Raw genomic sequence first — 17,151 nt, forward strand, 5'->3', positions numbered from 1 at the left:
TAATTGTTAATTGGTATTTGTTTACTATTCGATAGACCTGTGACCTTAATTTGAGTTTTTAGCCTCTATTTGGCTAATAATAATTTTATCTAATTGTAATTTACTTTTTATCCTGTATTTACCGGGTATAACCGTTGAGTCATTGGCTGTTTGAACAAAAAAGAACTCACTTATGTTCGGAAGCATTTCTATTGTTTTAATCTCAAATGGTAAGTAAGTTGTATTGTCATCCGGGGAAAAGAGTAAAAATTCTTTTTTAGACAGTAGAACCGACAGTTCAGCTAAAGTAGGGTATGCCTCCAAAGGTGCTATCATTTTTAGAGATTTGTCTTTCGATTCAACGAATGCCGCTACCTCTGTAAATTTTTTATTTTGAGATATATAATATGCTTTTTCGGAAAAAAAACGAGCTATACTCAACATCGAGAGTAGTATTAAACCGGATATAGCTATTGGTTTTGCCTTCGTTTTATACAATTCTACTCCATAGATTGCTATACCTAAAATTAAAGCTCCCAGCATACAGCTAGTGTAGCGAGGAACACTTATTGGTTTTATCAAAAAAGTGATGGCGAAGGTAATCATTATTGTTGATACAAAAACCAAGATGAAATATGCACCCGCCCTTAATCTTTTATTCGATTTGTCTTGTATATGCATACGTATAATAATGATGGTTAAAGTAAATACCAAACCTAGCATGATTAGTAATGCGGCAGACATGGTCCATATCGAGAATATTGTATAAGGATGGGATGGTTCTTTCGGTGAAAAGAAATAATAACTGAATAGCAAGATATCTTTAAGGGTGGGAGTTTCGACCCAAAAATTCTCATGAACACTGTAAAACTGAGTGGTAAGTATAGGCACCCACGGACTGTAAGCCAAAAGAAATATAATGCTGAAAAGTATGGGACGGACTACTGTTCGTTTTTTATTCAATAAATAGATAGTCAATATTAAGAATATGGAGAAAACAGCGATTAAAGCATAGTAATGAGTATACGCTGCACAGATCCCGAAGAATGTCATTTTAGAATAACAGAATAGCGTTTCTTTCTGAAACACTTCGTAGGCGTATACTGCACATGCCAGCACGAAAAACATAGCCCATGAATACATTCGTATCTCTACACCAAGATATTGGTTTACAGGCATCAGAATCATTAGTAATACGAAGCTGAACATAACCTTCTCTCCGAATAAACGTCTTATTGGAAATATTCCCAACAGACAAGAAGCCATAACCCCGAGATTTGAGAATATTCGCATTACAAATAATGAATCACCAAATATTCCGATAAAAAGCTTCAACATGAAGTAGTAGAGTGGGGGATGCACATCGGTAGCTGTTATTTTCCATATTTCGGAAAACGAATGCTTCATTATAGCTATTGTATAAGCCTCGTCATACCAAAATGTCCGATTGATATAGTTAATATATAGCAGACAGCAAAAGCTGACGAAAATGAGTCCACAGGTTGATAATCTATTTATTCCTTTTGTAAGTTTCATAAAGAAAGCTTATTAAGTAATTGAAAGTATTCTATAATGTATTTCTAAATCATAACAAATTATAGCTGTTATAGTTGGCAAAGTAATAAGAATGTCTGAGGCTTTACTTTTTCATGTAATATGCCTTTTCTTCGGCTGTCAACTTTTCTAGCGAATATCTCAACATGGTACGAGGCATCACTTTATGATGTTTATTCAGAAAATTAATCAATACAGTCTTATCTCTTTTTCCGGCTTCCCGGAGCATCCAGCCTACTGCTTTATGCATAAGGTCGTGCTTGTGTGATAAAAATTGCTCTGAGAGATTGATTATATCGGTAAAATCACTCTTTTTAATAAATGCAAAAGTTGCTATTACTGCAATCCGTTGATCCCATAATAATTCGCTTTTAGCTAATTTGTAAAGAATTTTACGATCTTCTTTATCAATTAAGTATTCTCCAAGTATATCCTTGGAGCTTAAGTCAACTAAGTCCCAATTATTTATGCGATGAGAATGAGCGAGATAAAAATCGACTATTTGTTTTCGATCTGCTTCATTGGCTTTCTTAAATTTCTCAACCAATATAAATAAAGCACACATTCTGCATTCATGGTATTCATTATTTAAAAGATCGGTTAATTCGTTCGATGGAAGCGATTTGTTTGCTTTGGCTATTTTGCGAATATCGGGAACTATTACTCCAATAAATTTATCGCCTTCTCCATAACCTCCTTTTCCTGTTTTAAAAAAGTGTGGTAAGAAATCTCTCTTCTCTGGTGTTGAAGCTTTTTCTAGTTGTAATTGTATCTCTTTTGCAGTCATGGATTTAGTTGTCAGATAAGTAACGATGGATATTTATTGTTGTATTTTATAACCAGAATTGTTTGGTATAAGCAATAAAAAAGGTTTACGACCTTTAAAATACAAATATACAGATTAGTAGATATTTTGTTATCAATTCTAAATATAATTGAGGGTGAAATATGTTTTAATTTCTATCTAAATAGTAGCTACAGATTCTCTTCAGAATTACGAATGTATATTTATCCGTTGAATTGAGATATCACACTAACTAAACAATTAATTTTTAGATATGAGAAAAATACTTTTAATCGGTTTATTAATAACCGGCTTTGCTACGACATATGCAAGTAGCACTTTTGTTGCAGATAATACCTTGGAACAAACTCAGGGTAGGAGATACAAGAGAGGGTATTATAAAGGAAATGTAACATCCGAAGATCTTCCTTCTTCAATTACACGCTACTTGAAAAAGCATTATTCTGATTATGAGATTGTAATATCTAAAAGAAAAGGCAATGGTTATTATTATCTCAAAATAGCTTATGGGGGAAATGCTTACAGGTCTTATTACAGGAGTCTGGTTTTTGATGAGAATGGAGATGTTGTAAAAGGATAAATAAAAACGGCTTAGTTACGTAACTAAGCCGTTTTTATTTATTATTAAGTTCGCAGAATTACTTATTGCTTTGGCTAGTAAAACCGCGATAGATGGTTATCTCTATTAAATTAAAATCTGATATATTACGATTTCAGTTTCCATTCGGCACCGTCTTTGCCGTCTTTTATATCAAATCCGATTTTGTTTAATTCATCACGAATTTTATCAGAAGTTGCCCAGTCTTTATTGGCTTTAGCCTCTGCCCGTATTTGAAGTAATAAATCAATAGCCTTAGAGAAAGTCTCCAGTCCATTTTCATTCGAGCTGGCCTCGTTTTTAATACCGAGAATTTCGAATAAAAAGATATCAAATAAAGCCTTAACTTCATCTATATCACCTTGAGTAAGGGCAGCTGTTCCACCTATTGCCGAGTTTATGGTGGTAGCCACATCAAATAGGTAGGATATTGTTATCGCCGAATTTAAATCATCATTAAGAGCATCGTAGCACTTCTGTCTTATAGAAGCTATGTCAACAGATGAAGTTTCGGATATCGGAACCTTATCAATTCGTGCGTATGCATCGAGTAATCTGTTTAATCCTTTTTCGGAAGCCAATAGAGCATCATTACTGAAATCGACAGTACTGCGATAATGTGCCTGCAAAATGAAAAAACGAACAGTCATTGGTGAAAACGCTTGCGAAAGCAATTTATGTGAGCCGGTAAAGAACTCATTCAATGTGATAAAATTACCAAGCGATTTGCCCATTTTCTGACCGCCTATGGTAATCATATTGTTGTGCATCCAGTATTTTACCACTTGCTTATTTTCGGCTGCTGTATTTTGAGCTATTTCGCATTCATGATGAGGGAACATAAGATCTAATCCACCGCCATGTATATCAAATTCGGTACCCAGATATTTCATGCTCATCGAAGAACATTCGATATGCCAGCCCGGAAACCCCTCACTCCAGGGTGAAGGCCAACGCATAATATGTTCGGGAGATGCTTTTTTCCAAAGAGCAAAGTCAACCTTACTGCGCTTTTCATCCTGTCCATCGAGATCACGCGTTGTATTGAGCATTTCTTCGATATTACGATGCGAAAGGATTCCGTAATTATGCTTTTTGTTATATTTTACAACATCAAAATACACTGATCCATTACTTTCGTAAGCATATCCGTTGTTCAGTATTTCCTGAATAGTTGTAATTTGTTCAATAATATGTCCCGAGGCATGAGGCTCTATAGATGGAGACAGTACGTTTAATGCTTCCATAGCCTTGTGATACCTAATGGTGTAATATTGCACTACCTCCATCGGTTCGAGTTGTTCTAATCGAGCCTTTTTAGCGATCTTATCTTCTCCTTCGTCCGCATCATTTTCGAGATGACCTACATCGGTAATATTACGTACATATCGTACTTTATAGCCTATATGAGTAAGGTAACGAAACAATAAATCGAAAGTGATCGCAGGGCGTGTGTGTCCTAAATGCCCATCGCCATAAACTGTAGGACCACATACATACATTCCTACATGAGGTGGATGAAGTGGTTCGAAAACTTCTTTTTCTCGCTTAAGTGTGTTATAAATCACGAACTTTTGTTCCATATACAGACTATTAAGTAATGTTGAATATCTATTACTGTATTTTCTAAAGTAACTGCCTTTAGTTATCGTATTTACTAAATGAATAATAAGGTTATGATCTTATTATGTACTGCAAAAATACAAATAAGTAACGGAAAATAAATTATGATACATTTTAAAGTTATAACTAACTATAATTGTTTGCCTTGTCAGGCTAATCAATAGGTCTAGTGCTTTAAATGTTTAATGAGTGTTCCGATGTTTTTCTCTTTCTCTGTGTATTGTTCTCATCTGATAAATGACTCTTCCTTCGAGTCTCTGAGGATTCAACCTTTGATTTAACGAATCGGCTATTACATAATCGTTTTTTATGCCGTTTGTAAAATGTTGGTTACCTTTTGATTGGATCGGATTACTGTCATAGGCCTGAGTATAATGAAAGTCAAAATCAGAAGGCAACTTATTTACCTCTATCAAATTAAAAGGTTTATAGCTGACAGGTGTTTTTCGTTCGGAATAAACAAAAAACAGGTTTTCTTTACTCGGATACATAACCGATAGCATCCCTAGCCATCCACAAGCACTGAATGGTGAAATAAATACGGTTTTTTCGGTATTTTTATTTGAAAAATAATTTTGCAATTCAGCATATTCAACATTGCATTTTGCCATATACTGTCTTTCAGAGAAGAATCGTCCAACCGAAAGTATCCATAGCATAAATAAACTACCGAATACAAGTGTTCTCGCACTGTGGCCTCCGGACTCGTAAAGTTCAAAAAGTAATATAGATACACCTAAAACCAAACATCCTAATAAGCATGTCATGTATCGTGGAATCATGATAGGTTTCATTGCATACGATATGATGACTGCCGAAATAACGGGAATGAGGAATAATCCGATAAACACCAGAGCGGTAATTATCTTTGCTTTGTTCAGATTTTTATATTCTCTGATCGTTAATATGGCAATGGCAGCAATGAGTAATAGCATAATTGATAATGCCACCGACATAGCCGGCAGGTTAAATATCATATAAGGATGTGTAGGATCTTTCGGTGAAAAGAGATAATAAGTAAATAATAAAAGATCTTTGGGAGTAAGTGTTGTAATCCAGTAATTATGATTAACAGCTCCAATCTGATAGAAAAGTTCAGGAAGCCAAAAGCTGTAAGCGATAAGGAACAAAAAAATGACGATTAAGGGATTTCTAATCTTCTTTTTAGTAACGATCATAAATAGTAATAAAACACCAAATATAGTAGCTGATCCCATTAACGAGTAATAGTGCGTATAGGAAGCACAAAGTGCCGATAGTAGTAATAGAATATTATTAAATGCATTATTGTTTTTATAGACTTGGTACGCTGCTAATGCATTAGCCAACGTAAAAAACATACTCCATGAGTACATCCTTATTTCACTTGCTAAATACTGACTTACCGGCAGTAGACTAACTATAATAATAAAAAGAAGAGATACTCCGGCTCCAAAGTGTTTGCGTATAGGAAACATTGCTGTGAGAAAAATGGCTAACATTCCTAAAACCGAAAATATTCGTAATGTTAGTAGGTTATCTCCAAATATTTCTGTGAAGATTTTTAAAATGAAGTAGTAAAGTGGTGGATGAACATCGGTGGCTGTGATATTCCAAATGTCGGAAAATGAGTGTTGTATCATTGCCATTGTATATGCTTCATCAAAAACGAACGATTCGTTAAAAGCATCGATGAATATAAACAAAGAAAGGGCCATTAATGTAATAACAATACTAGTCATCCTCTTTTTAGATTCAAATAAAGAGGTTAGATATTTCACCAAATTCATAATAAAATAGTGTCAGTTAATTATACGATTAAGTAGTTTTGTTGTCATTTTTTTATTGCACTACAGATCAAAATCTATAGTTTAGAGTAAAGCTATTTGATAGGCAAAGATAGTATTGTTAAACGTATATGAAACGAAAAACGGCTTCAATTTTAAATTGAAACCGTTTTTCTCTGTCTTTATATCTTTTTTTATTCGCCTCTACTGTAATTTGGAGCTTCACTTGTTATAGCTACATCATGTGGATGACTCTCTGCAACACCGGCATTGGTGATGCGGGTAAATTTGGCTTTGTGAAGTGTTTTTATGTCTTTTGCTCCACAATATCCCATACCTGCACGTAATCCGCCTAACATTTGGTAAACAACTTCAAATAACGTTCCTTTAAATGGTACGCGTGCAGCAATACCTTCGGGAACAAGTTTCTTTATATCGGCTTCCATATCTTGGAAATAGCGGTCTTTAGAACCTTTCTCCATAGCCTCCAATGAACCCATGCCGCGATATGACTTGAATTTACGTCCGTTAAAAATGATTGTTTCTCCCGGTGACTCTTCAACTCCGGCTAATAGCGATCCCATCATTACAGAGTATCCTCCGGCAGCAAGCGCTTTTACTATATCTCCCGAATAGCGAAGTCCACCATCTGCAATTAATGGAACACCTGTTCCTTCGAGAGCTTTGGCTACGTCATATATTGCTGATAATTGGGGAACGCCTACTCCTGCTACTACACGTGTGGTGCAGATTGATCCGGGACCGATTCCTACTTTTACACCATCGGCTCCGGCTTCAACTAAATATTTAGCTGCTTCGCCTGTGGCTATATTTCCGACTACCACGTCTACATCCGGATATGTTTTCTTTACTAGTCTTAATACTTCGGTTACGCCTTTCGAATGACCGTGTGCCGTATCAATTACGATGGCATCTACTCCAGCTTCTACTAAAGCAGTTACACGCTCCAATGTATCATGAGTGACACCCACACCGGCTGCTACTCTAAGACGACCAAATTCATCTTTACAAGCAAAAGGTTTATCTTTTGCTTTGGTGATATCCTTGTATGTAATAAGTCCTATTAATGTATTGTGAGCATCCACCACAGGGAGTTTCTCGATTTTGTGATGTTGCAGTATGTCGGCAGCAGCTTCGAGGTCAGTCGATTGTTTGGTTGTAATCAGGTTTTCACTGGTCATTACATCTGCAATTAACTTGCTCATATCTCGTTGAAAACGTAAATCACGATTGGTTACAATACCGACTAATTTATTGGCCGTGTCAACAACCGGAATTCCTCCGATTTTATACTCAGCCATCAGAGCTAAAGCAGCTCCTACGGTTTTGTCTTTTTCGATACTTACGGGATTGGAGATCATTCCGTTCTCGGCTCTTTTCACATACTTTACCTGCTTCGCCTGTTCTTGTATAGTCATATTCTTATGAATAACACCTATACCTCCCTCACGGGCAATAGCAATAGCTAGCTTGGCTTCTGTAACAGTATCCATTGCCGCTGAGACAAAAGGGATATTCAATGTTATGTTTTTTGAGAACTTTGTCGAGAGGTCGACATTTCGGGGAAGAACATCGGAGTAGGCAGGTATCAACAGTACATCGTCGAAAGTGAGCCCATCCATAACTATTTTATCTGCAATAAATGACATAAGACTATACCTTAAATTTTTATTGCACGCAAATATACTTATATTAAATTAATTGGAACTAATAGTTTTTATTAAAATTTCGCGAGAGTATATTTTTTAATAATTTATATTGAAATAATTTTTTAGAATGGATACCCGATGGCAAAGTGCCAGGCTGTCCTGTTGAGAGCCGGTTTGAAAATAACCCAACGGTCATTTATCGGACGTCCCGGGTCATAGGCTCTGATACCATAGTCGAAACGGATAAGTAAAAATCCCAGATCGAAACGGATACCTGCACCATAGGATAAAGCTATTTCTTTATAAAATTTGTTGAATTTGAATTGTCCATCGGGCTGAGACTCCTTGTAGTTCTTTATAGTCCAGATATTACCGGCATCAAGAAAACCCGCTAGTTCGATATATTCGGAAACTTTGGTTCTGTATTCGATGTTCATATCCAGTTTTATATCACCCACCTGATTCACAAAGTCGTTCACTCCGGAAGTATCGGCAACATACGAACCGGGACCCAAGGCACGTGGAGCCCATCCTCTTACACTATTTGCTCCCCCTGAAAAATAACGGGTTTCGAATGGTAAAACATTTGAATTTCCAAAAGGATTTGCCACTCCTAATCCGATATGATATGCTAATTTATTTTTGGAATTTAAGGTATGAGTTTGTGCAAAACTGATGTCTCCTTTAATATATTCAGCATAAGCAATACCCAATATTTGTTTAGCTCCAGAGATGCTATCGCGCGACGCATTATGGAAAGATGTTGCCAAACGAGGCAAAAGACCACTGACGTCTATTCCGGCCCTTATACTGAATATATTTCGCGGTGTTCTGCGACCTGTTCTGCTGTTGGCATTAGTATAAGTAATATTATAGGTAGTACGTGAAATCAGTTGGTTTTTGTAACTTTCTTTCAGCATAGGATTATTCGTATTGTTTAAGCGTTCTGTGAAGTCTGGAGAAGCCCACGGCATACGGATGTAGTTTATATCCCAGAGATTGAATGTATGGGCAAACTTATTTTGCTTTGACGTCCATCTGTAGGTTAACGTTGCATTAAAAAACTGTCTTGTATATTCTTGTCGATGTTGATTATTTACACCTAATGATACTTGGGTACTAGCCGAAGGCAGGTCTCTCCATTTAGGTTTTAACCACGGAAACAGGAACTGAGGAAATGCCAGTGATGCATCAAAACCAAATTCGTAAAAGTTTTGGTTAACCATGTCAGGATTACTCGAATTTGAGATAAACTCATAAGCTCCTCTTAGTTTTAATTTTAGAATTTCTGCCCCATTGAATAGGTTTTGATGCTGGTAACTTATACTTGGTGCAATACCCAAATCTCCCGCAGAGTTTGTTCCTTGTATTTCTGTTTGAAAGAAGTGTGTATTTCCCGGTGCAATGGTTACTAATGCATCAATATATTGTACGCTGTCATTTGGGTTGCTTACCTCATTAAATTGAATACTTGTTTGTTTAACAACCCCGATACCATTAAAAGCTCCTGTTGTGCGAGTAAATGCCATATCGGAATACATTTTTCCTGGACGGATAGAGTTATTTCTATATAGAGTTGATTTTCTCAGGAACTTATTTTTTCCATAAATAATCCTTATTCCTTTATAATTGACAGTATCAACCTCAGCGAATAATTTTTCGTTGCCTTTGGCCATCGGGTCAAATCCGCTTAAGATACTAACATTTCTTATTTTAAACTTTTTGAATGTAGTGCTATCTCTAGGTGGATAAAGTGATAAGAATAAATCGACCTTATGAGCGTTGAGAGTTGTATCGGCTTTATAATATAAAAGCTCTTTCGAAAACTTATAATATCCGATATTCCTTAAGTAGGAGGTCAGATGATCTCTTGAATCGTCTAAATCAATTTGATTAAAAGCGATTCCCGGTTTTATACTCGTATATTTTTTGGCAGGAGCAAGGCTTCGGGCAATAGTGCCGTTATCAATAGTGTAATCGTAATTACGAATTGTATAGACTCCTTTATTCTGAATGTTATAAGTGACCGATACTTTTTTGTCTTTGACCTTGAGAATCGTATCCACTTCTGCTCTCAAATAGCCCATATTACTCAGCTCTCTGGCTACTTGGGTTGCCGAGTTTTTGGTTTGTTGCGGATTGTATAATATGGGAGCCTGTCCTGCTTTTTGAATGATGCGGTTAAGCCATTTGCTGGTGTCTTGTCCTGCTATATTGTAAATCATTAACCTGATTTTATTATTCGGTTGCTGACGAATAAAGCTCTCGAAGTAGCTTGCATCAATCTCTTTTGTATCTGCTTTTATGTCATATGTTTTTAGTAAATAACTACCATCGGGTATATGCTTTGTAGAATTACAAGACCATAAACATACAATAGCTAAAATGAAATATATGATTTTATTCATTCGTTTTCGAATTAAGGTTCCTGACCTATTTATTGTTTTTTTAAGTCGCATAGAAAATTGTCAGAATTCAAAAAAGTTGATAATTTATCTTTGATTCTTATTAATTGAAAATAAGAGTTGGGATCCAGATCTTTTGATTAGTATACGTGTAACTCTGGTTTATTTCCCGGAAATACGATAATAAATATTTTCTTTTACTTATTATTTACAAAAGTAATAAATTGAACTATTTTATCTAATAAAGATTCTTTTATCTCTCTATAACGGCTAAAGGAATCTCTATGTTTTTGGGAAATGAAATTTTAAGGTTTCACAGACTATACTATTTCTGCAAGTATTATCTTTTACAATGTATTATGATATATCGCAAAATCAATTTTTAATGTTTAGAGAAGAATAGCCTGATCTATTTGACAATTACTTAGTTTACAACCATTATTTTAGTAACAACACCTTCTGATCCATCTTCTGAAGATCCGAATACCAGATAGATACCGCTGTCAACACGCCTACCTCTCGCGTTTTGCATATTCCATGAATATTGTCCCCCCAAAGACCTTCCTTCGTTTATAAGATTACCTTTCAGATCAGTTATTTTTACTCTTGAGTTTGTTTGTAACCCGGTAACAGTAACAGATCCTTCGTAATTAGGACGTACAGGGTTTGGATAAGCATATACATTGGAAAAATTTTCCGAACCTTCTGTGGCAACCCCTCCATATGACATAAGTCCTCTTTCTGTGCCTATATATACAGTACCATTATGAGAATCAATAGCCAAAGATATTACATTATTGGAAGGTAGAGGGCTATTGTCTAAAGTGAAATGTTCCAGTGTTTGCTGATTGTCGGCACTTATTAAATACACACCGGATGTTTGTGTCGCAATCCATTTGCGGTTTGCACCATCTATTGCTATTGCATTTATCACCACACCTTCAAGTAGTCCTGTTACGGCATTGGAGCCTGATTCTCTTTCTATCTTTATTTTACGGAAGAGAACATCTTTTGAAGATATATTGCTGTAATTGTTTACTACAAATGGCCCGATATCGGTTCCCACCCAAAAATTTCCGTTCCCATCTTCTGCTATTGCATATATTGCCGATATGGTTAGTCTTTTTCCGTCTTGGTCTACAAAAGGGGTGTTACTGGTTTTACTGATATATATGGTTTTGTCATCAGATGTATTGCCTATTGTTCCATTGTCATTAAAAATGAACAAATAAGCATCATCGCCAATACTGGTGACCCATTTGTTTGAATATCTGTCTATCACAATGTTTTTTGGGTTTGTAGAAGCCTTTGCAATTTCCGGATAATATAATTGAGTCCATTCACCACTTTTGAGGCGTACTTTTATTATATTTTCGACCATAGAGTTGAGTAACCACAAGTTGTTGCTTTTGTCGAAAACCATTCCGCTTACACGCCTGTAGTTCAGTAATGGAATTGGCTCGATAGTACTATTCGATTCATCATATCTGTTTTGAAACTTAGTTCCTTCAAATTCATACAAGCCTTCTCCCCAACTACTTGCGAATATATGGTTTTGGTTAGTGGGTTCGCTTATGGCATATACAATATCCTGCGAAATAAATCCACTTGGTCCACTTATATCACCCGGATATATGTTGGTCCATTTCGAATCTTTATAAATCGATATACTTGCCGGTTTACCCATTCGGTCGAGGTAAAAACCTCCTCCGGTTACGAGGAGTTGGCGATTTTGAAGAGTTAACGAAAAAGGATAATTCGAGACAGGCCCTGATGGTACTATCCATCTTTTTATATATTCGTAACTGTTTCCATTGAGTTTTATTAATGAAAGGTTATTCCCTGATGATGATGCCCAATATTCACCCGATTTATTGGCATTGGGTATAATACTTGTTATTTCGTCTATATTAATTTTCGTACTTTTATTTATATCCTCAAAGTCCCAAAAAACATTAGTTCCCAATACAATTAAATGATCATTGTTTGTATATTCCATCGAATTTATTCCATTCCCATTTAATACACTTTTTACGGACGTAGAATTCTCCATTCTGAAAATACCTTTTTGTGGAACAAAAAAATGGAGCTGGTTTTTGAAAGCTACAATATCTCGAATCTCACTATCTGTAAATGTGCTATCTTTTTCTGTATGATCAGTATAGTGTATGCTTACCTCCAGAGTACTCCAAGAGCTAAAGTCTTGTACATTATCAGTGAGATTAATGTATAAAATTCCATCTTTGGTGGCTGCGTATAACTTATTTTCATAAGCAAGTATAGAGTAAAAGGGAACATTAAAAACTCCTGATTCTTTGACTTCTTTCTTTGAGAGATTAATTGTCAGAAACCCAAAGTTGGTAGCTATATATGCATAGTCATCATAAAGGGATACTTTATTGATTGTCTTGTCAATATTTTGTGTTGTATTTTTTAAATCGGGGATATTTACATAGGATTTATCATCATAGAGTAATTCAATATTGGCATCAGAGCGTGTTATAACCAAACACTTGTGCTTACTGCTATAGATAATATGTTTTATATCTGTATTTCCTCCATCGATTTTTATGTATGGTTCAATGCTTTCATCTGAATTGTTATAGCTGAAAAGTTTTCCATCAGTAAGGGAATAGATGATATTTCCATTTTGCTCGATGCTTTGGATGTCATTTAAATATGATATCTGAGATGCCCATCTATTTGCTTCTTGTGCTGTAGCAGGAATAAAAAACAAACACAAAATAATAAAAAGGGAGTAAATCCGTTTATTAACCATGACCTTGTATAATATTAAAGGTTATTGATTTAAAATATAAATAATTGACAAAGATAAAATAATACTTTAGTAGTAGATGTCAGAGTTCTCATATTCGTTTAAATATCAACCTTGATATATGTTTATTAAACTTTGTTTTCTATTTATTATATTATACTTTTGTTTTGTTTTTTAAGAAAATTCAAAGAATTATATATGAAAATTGCAATAGTAGGAACTGGCTATGTAGGATTAGTTACAGGTACTTGTTTCGCTGAAATGGGTATAGATGTTCATTGTATAGATGTTGATACAAATAAAATAAAAAATTTAGAAAATGGTATTATTCCTATTTATGAACCTGGATTAGATGAAATGGTTATTCGGAATTACAAAGCTGGGCGACTGCGATTTTCAACAGATTTAAGTGTAATTCTCGATGATGTGGATGTTGTTTTTAGTGCCGTAGGTACTCCCCCTGATGAGGATGGTAGTGCAGATCTGAAGTATGTTCTCGAAGTTGCTCGAACTATAGGTCGAACGTTGAAAAAATATATGCTAGTAGTAACTAAAAGTACTGTTCCGGTTGGAACAGCACAACTCGTAAAACAGACGATCCAAGAAGAATTAAACAAAAGAGGGCTTTCGGATTTAGCTTTTGATGTAGCATCTAATCCTGAATTTCTGAAGGAAGGGACTGCTATTGTAGACTTTATGCAACCAGATAGAGTTGTGGTTGGTATTGAATCAGATCGAGCGAAAGAGGTTATGGATCGATTATACAAACCTTTTACGATAAATAATTATCGCATGATTTATACAGATATTCCTTCTGCTGAAATGATAAAATATGCCGCTAATGCCATGTTAGCAACACGCATCAGTTTCATGAATGATATTGCTAATCTGTGTGAAATCGTAGGAGCAGATATAAATATGGTTAGATCAGGTATTGGTTCTGATAATCGAATTGGTAAGAAATTCTTGTATGCAGGCTGTGGTTATGGAGGGAGCTGTTTTCCTAAAGATGTAAAAGCCCTGATTAAGACTGCAAATGATAATGGTTACAATATGCAAGTATTAAAAGCTGTTGAAGCAGTAAATGAATATCAAAAAGGTATTTTATTTGAAAAATTATTTGAATACTACAATGGAGATTTAGAGGGTAAAACTATTGCACTTTGGGGGCTATCTTTTAAACCTAAAACAGACGATATGAGAGAGGCTCCATCTTTGATTTTGATAAATAAATTGTTGGATGCAGGAGTGAAAGTTAGAGCATATGATCCGGTAGCTATGGAAGAAACAAAGAAGCATATTGGTAATAATATTGAGTATGCAAAAGATTTGTATGATGCCACACTTGAGGCAGATGCAGTACTTTTAGTTACAGAATGGAATGAATTTAGGTTACCATCTTGGTCTGTTATACAAAAGCTTATGAAAAAATCTATAGTTATTGATGGAAGAAATATTTATAATGGAAAAGAGTTGCGTGATATGGGGTTTGAGTATATAAGTATTGGATCAAAATAAAATCAATTATAATCATATAAGCTATTAAATGTGTACATGAACCATATGAAGAAAATTATTTTTTGTTTGTTTCTTTTTTTACTCTCCAGCAATATAATGTTTGCTCAAATGTCAGATGAGCAAATTATTAATTATGTTAAGCAGGAAGTTGATAAAGGAACCTCTCAACAGATTATAGCTACTAATCTGATGAAACAAGGGGTGACCAAAGCTCAACTTGAAAGAATTAAGCAGCAGCAAGAACAGAAACAGACATCAGGAGTAAGCAGTACAAAAAGTAGTGCAGAATTGAGCCGTGATAGAAGAGTTAGTGTTGATGACGAATTGAATCCAGGCGATTTAGATCAGGTTAATACTAATATAAGTCCTGTTGCTATAGATGATTCTGATACAATTGTTGTTTTTGGAAGAAATATTTTTAATGCTAAAAATTTAACCTTCAATCCTAATATTAATATTCCTACTCCAATTGATTATCGACTTGGTCCTGGAGATGAAGTTGTTATTGATATTTGGGGTGCTTCGCAGACGGCTGTTAGGCAGGTTATTTCTGCAGAAGGAAGTATTACTGTTGATCGTTTAGGACCACTCTTCTTGAATGGAATGAGTGTAAAGGAGGCAAATGATTATGTTAAAAGAAGATTTGGTGATATATATTCGGGCTTAGATAATGGAGGCGGTTCTACTCAGATAAATTTAACTCTGGGACAAATTAGAACTATACAGATAAATGTGATGGGTGAAGTCGTTACTCCAGGTACTTACGCCTTGTCGTCTCTGTCTTCGGTTTTTCATGCGTTATATAGAGCAGGAGGGGTAAATAAGATAGGATCCCTACGTGCTATAAAACTTTATAGAAATGGAAAACTTCTAAGAACACTTGATGTGTATAAGTATATATTGGAAGGAAAAATGAATGATGATATCCGAATGACAGATGGAGATGTCATAATTGTTCCTCCTTATATCTCCCTTGTTAATATCTCTGGAAAAGTGAAACGACCTATGTTTTATGAAATGACTTCAAAAGAATCCCTTAAAGATATTATTTCTTATGCGGGAGGTTTTACAGGAGACGCTTATGAAAAGAGCATTAGGGTTGTTCGAGAAACTGGTAATGAAAGTAAAATATTTACATTAGGCGAGGATGAATTTTCCGGATTTACTCTAAGAGATAAAGATGCCATCACTATTGCTGCTGGACTTGACCTTTATGAGAATAGGGTTGAAATAAAGGGAGCTATATATAGAGGCGGTTATTATGAGATTGGTAAAAATATAGCTACTGTTAAACAATTAATTGCAGCAGCAGATGGTATTCGTGGCGATGCTTTTTTAAATAGAGCTCTTTTAACTCGAGAAAAAGAAGATTATACATTGGAAACACTATCAGTTGATATTAGAGAACTATTATACGGTAATGGGGATGATATTGTCTTGAGAAAAAATGACATTCTTTATATACCATCTATTAATGATCTCAAAGAATTTGGAGACTTTATGGTTCATGGAGAGGTTGCGCGTCCTGGAACTTATAAATATTCAGATAATACAACTTTAGAAGATTTAATAATACAAGCAGGGGGCTTGTTGGAGTCGGCTTCTATAGTCCGCGTTGATATTGCTCGTCGAATTATTGATCCTCATAGTCAGACTGTAAATAGAACATTGGCTGAAAATTATACTTTTAGTTTAAAAGATGGATACATTGTTGCCGGAGATCCTGGCTTTGTATTAAAACCTTATGATGAGGTATATGTGAGACGTAGTCCGGGTTATCACGAGCAACAAAATGTTTTTATTAGCGGAGAGTTATTATTTCCTGGTACGTATGCTTTAAATCGAAAAACTGAAAGAATATCTGATATTGTCAAGAGAGCAGGTAATCTTACTACTGATGCATATGCAAAAGGTGCAAGACTTATAAGAATGCGATCAGAAGAGGAGAGGTTTAGATCTCAAGCTGCGTTAAAAGTAGCGAATCAGGGAGGAAAAGACTCCATTTCTGTTAAAACATTAGATTTATCCGATGCGTATAGCGTTGGTATAGAGTTGGATAAAGCATTGATGAATCCGGGATCAGATTATGACTTAGTTTTAAGATCAGGGGATCGTTTGATTGTTCCCGAATATGATAATACTGTTAAAATTAATGGTGCGGTAATGTATCCTAATACTGTTGTTTATAAACATAATGAAAGATTATCATATTATATCAATCAAGCTGGAGGGTACTCCGATAACGCTAAGAAAAACAGATCATTTGTTATTTATATGAATGGAACTGTTAGTAAGGTAAAAGGGGGAGATCGAAATGCTATACAACCGGGAAGTGAGATAATAATCCCGAGTAAAGAACAAGCTCGTAAATTATCATTACCTGAAATCCTTAGTTTGAGTACAAGTGTGGTTTCTATGGCTAGTCTTATTGGTGTATTGATTAATACAATGAAATAA

10 protein-coding genes are annotated in these 17,151 nt (G+C 35.1%); 3 read left to right on the plus strand and 7 right to left on the minus strand.

Annotation, left to right across the window (positions count from 1 at the left end; translation table 11 throughout):
* Positions 1–45: 45 nt before the first annotated feature.
* Positions 46–1,515 (minus strand): glycosyltransferase family 39 protein, encoded by a 1,470-nt coding sequence (locus G7050_RS06995; RefSeq protein ID WP_166113165.1) that lies wholly within the window; start codon positions 1,513–1,515, stop codon positions 46–48.
* Positions 1,516–1,618: 103 nt separating this feature from the next.
* Positions 1,619–2,320, minus strand: coding sequence for a DNA alkylation repair protein (locus G7050_RS07000; protein ID WP_166113168.1), 702 nt, complete (start codon positions 2,318–2,320; stop codon positions 1,619–1,621).
* Between the two features lie 271 nt (positions 2,321–2,591).
* Between G7050_RS07000 and G7050_RS07005 the strand changes: the two genes are divergently transcribed.
* The gene (locus G7050_RS07005) at positions 2,592–2,918 is read left to right on the plus strand and encodes a hypothetical protein (RefSeq protein ID WP_166113171.1); all 327 of its coding nucleotides are present in this window, start codon (positions 2,592–2,594) and stop codon (positions 2,916–2,918) included.
* 125 nt (positions 2,919–3,043) lie between these two features.
* On the opposite strand, the gene cysS is transcribed toward G7050_RS07005, so the two are convergent.
* The 5 genes from cysS to G7050_RS07030 all read right to left on the minus strand — a co-directional run bounded on the left by cysS (position 3,044) and on the right by G7050_RS07030 (position 13,137).
* A complete protein-coding gene (gene cysS / locus G7050_RS07010; protein ID WP_166113174.1) occupies positions 3,044–4,519 on the minus strand; it encodes a cysteine--tRNA ligase in 1,476 nt (491 codons plus the stop codon).
* A gap of 222 nt (positions 4,520–4,741) precedes the next feature.
* Positions 4,742–6,280: a glycosyltransferase family 39 protein gene (locus G7050_RS07015; protein ID WP_166113177.1), complete on the minus strand. Its 1,539-nt coding sequence runs from the start codon at positions 6,278–6,280 to the stop codon at positions 4,742–4,744.
* A 239-nt stretch (positions 6,281–6,519) separates the two neighbouring features.
* Complete coding sequence (gene guaB / locus G7050_RS07020; RefSeq protein ID WP_166113180.1) at positions 6,520–7,995, minus strand: IMP dehydrogenase; 1,476 nt, start codon at positions 7,993–7,995, stop codon at positions 6,520–6,522.
* Positions 7,996–8,117: 122 nt separating this feature from the next.
* Positions 8,118–10,403, minus strand: coding sequence for a BamA/TamA family outer membrane protein (locus G7050_RS07025; protein ID WP_166113183.1), 2,286 nt, complete (start codon positions 10,401–10,403; stop codon positions 8,118–8,120).
* Positions 10,404–10,824: 421 nt separating this feature from the next.
* Positions 10,825–13,137 carry a two-component regulator propeller domain-containing protein gene (locus G7050_RS07030; RefSeq protein WP_166113187.1) on the minus strand — a complete coding sequence of 771 codons (2,313 nt, stop codon included), beginning with the start codon at positions 13,135–13,137 and terminating at the stop codon, positions 10,825–10,827.
* A 237-nt stretch (positions 13,138–13,374) separates the two neighbouring features.
* Between G7050_RS07030 and G7050_RS07035 the strand changes: the two genes are divergently transcribed.
* On the plus strand, positions 13,375–14,694 hold the full coding sequence (locus G7050_RS07035) for a UDP-glucose/GDP-mannose dehydrogenase family protein (protein ID WP_166113190.1): 1,320 nt from the start codon (positions 13,375–13,377) through the stop codon (positions 14,692–14,694).
* Between the two features lie 45 nt (positions 14,695–14,739).
* A complete protein-coding gene (locus G7050_RS07040; RefSeq protein ID WP_166113193.1) occupies positions 14,740–17,151 on the plus strand; it encodes an SLBB domain-containing protein in 2,412 nt (803 codons plus the stop codon).

The sequence above is a fragment of the Dysgonomonas sp. HDW5A genome (genome assembly GCF_011299555.1).
In the GTDB taxonomy this organism is placed as follows: domain Bacteria; phylum Bacteroidota; class Bacteroidia; order Bacteroidales; family Dysgonomonadaceae; genus Dysgonomonas_A.

What these genes read in the sequence shown, in the direction of transcription:
- G7050_RS07025 (WP_166113183.1), bottom strand. Translation starts at nt 10,403, where the DNA reads ATGAATAAAATCATATATTTCATTTTAGCTATTGTATGTTTATGGTCT.
- cysS (WP_166113174.1), bottom strand. Translation starts at nt 4,519, where the DNA reads ATGGAACAAAAGTTCGTGATTTATAACACACTTAAGCGAGAAAAAGAA.
- G7050_RS07005 (WP_166113171.1), top strand. Translation starts at nt 2,592, where the DNA reads ATGAGAAAAATACTTTTAATCGGTTTATTAATAACCGGCTTTGCTACG.
- G7050_RS07040 (WP_166113193.1), top strand. Translation starts at nt 14,740, where the DNA reads ATGAAGAAAATTATTTTTTGTTTGTTTCTTTTTTTACTCTCCAGCAAT.
- G7050_RS07035 (WP_166113190.1), top strand. Translation starts at nt 13,375, where the DNA reads ATGAAAATTGCAATAGTAGGAACTGGCTATGTAGGATTAGTTACAGGT.
- guaB (WP_166113180.1), bottom strand. Translation starts at nt 7,995, where the DNA reads ATGTCATTTATTGCAGATAAAATAGTTATGGATGGGCTCACTTTCGAC.
- G7050_RS07015 (WP_166113177.1), bottom strand. Translation starts at nt 6,280, where the DNA reads ATGACTAGTATTGTTATTACATTAATGGCCCTTTCTTTGTTTATATTC.
- G7050_RS07000 (WP_166113168.1), bottom strand. Translation starts at nt 2,320, where the DNA reads ATGACTGCAAAAGAGATACAATTACAACTAGAAAAAGCTTCAACACCA.
- G7050_RS06995 (WP_166113165.1), bottom strand. Translation starts at nt 1,515, where the DNA reads ATGAAACTTACAAAAGGAATAAATAGATTATCAACCTGTGGACTCATT.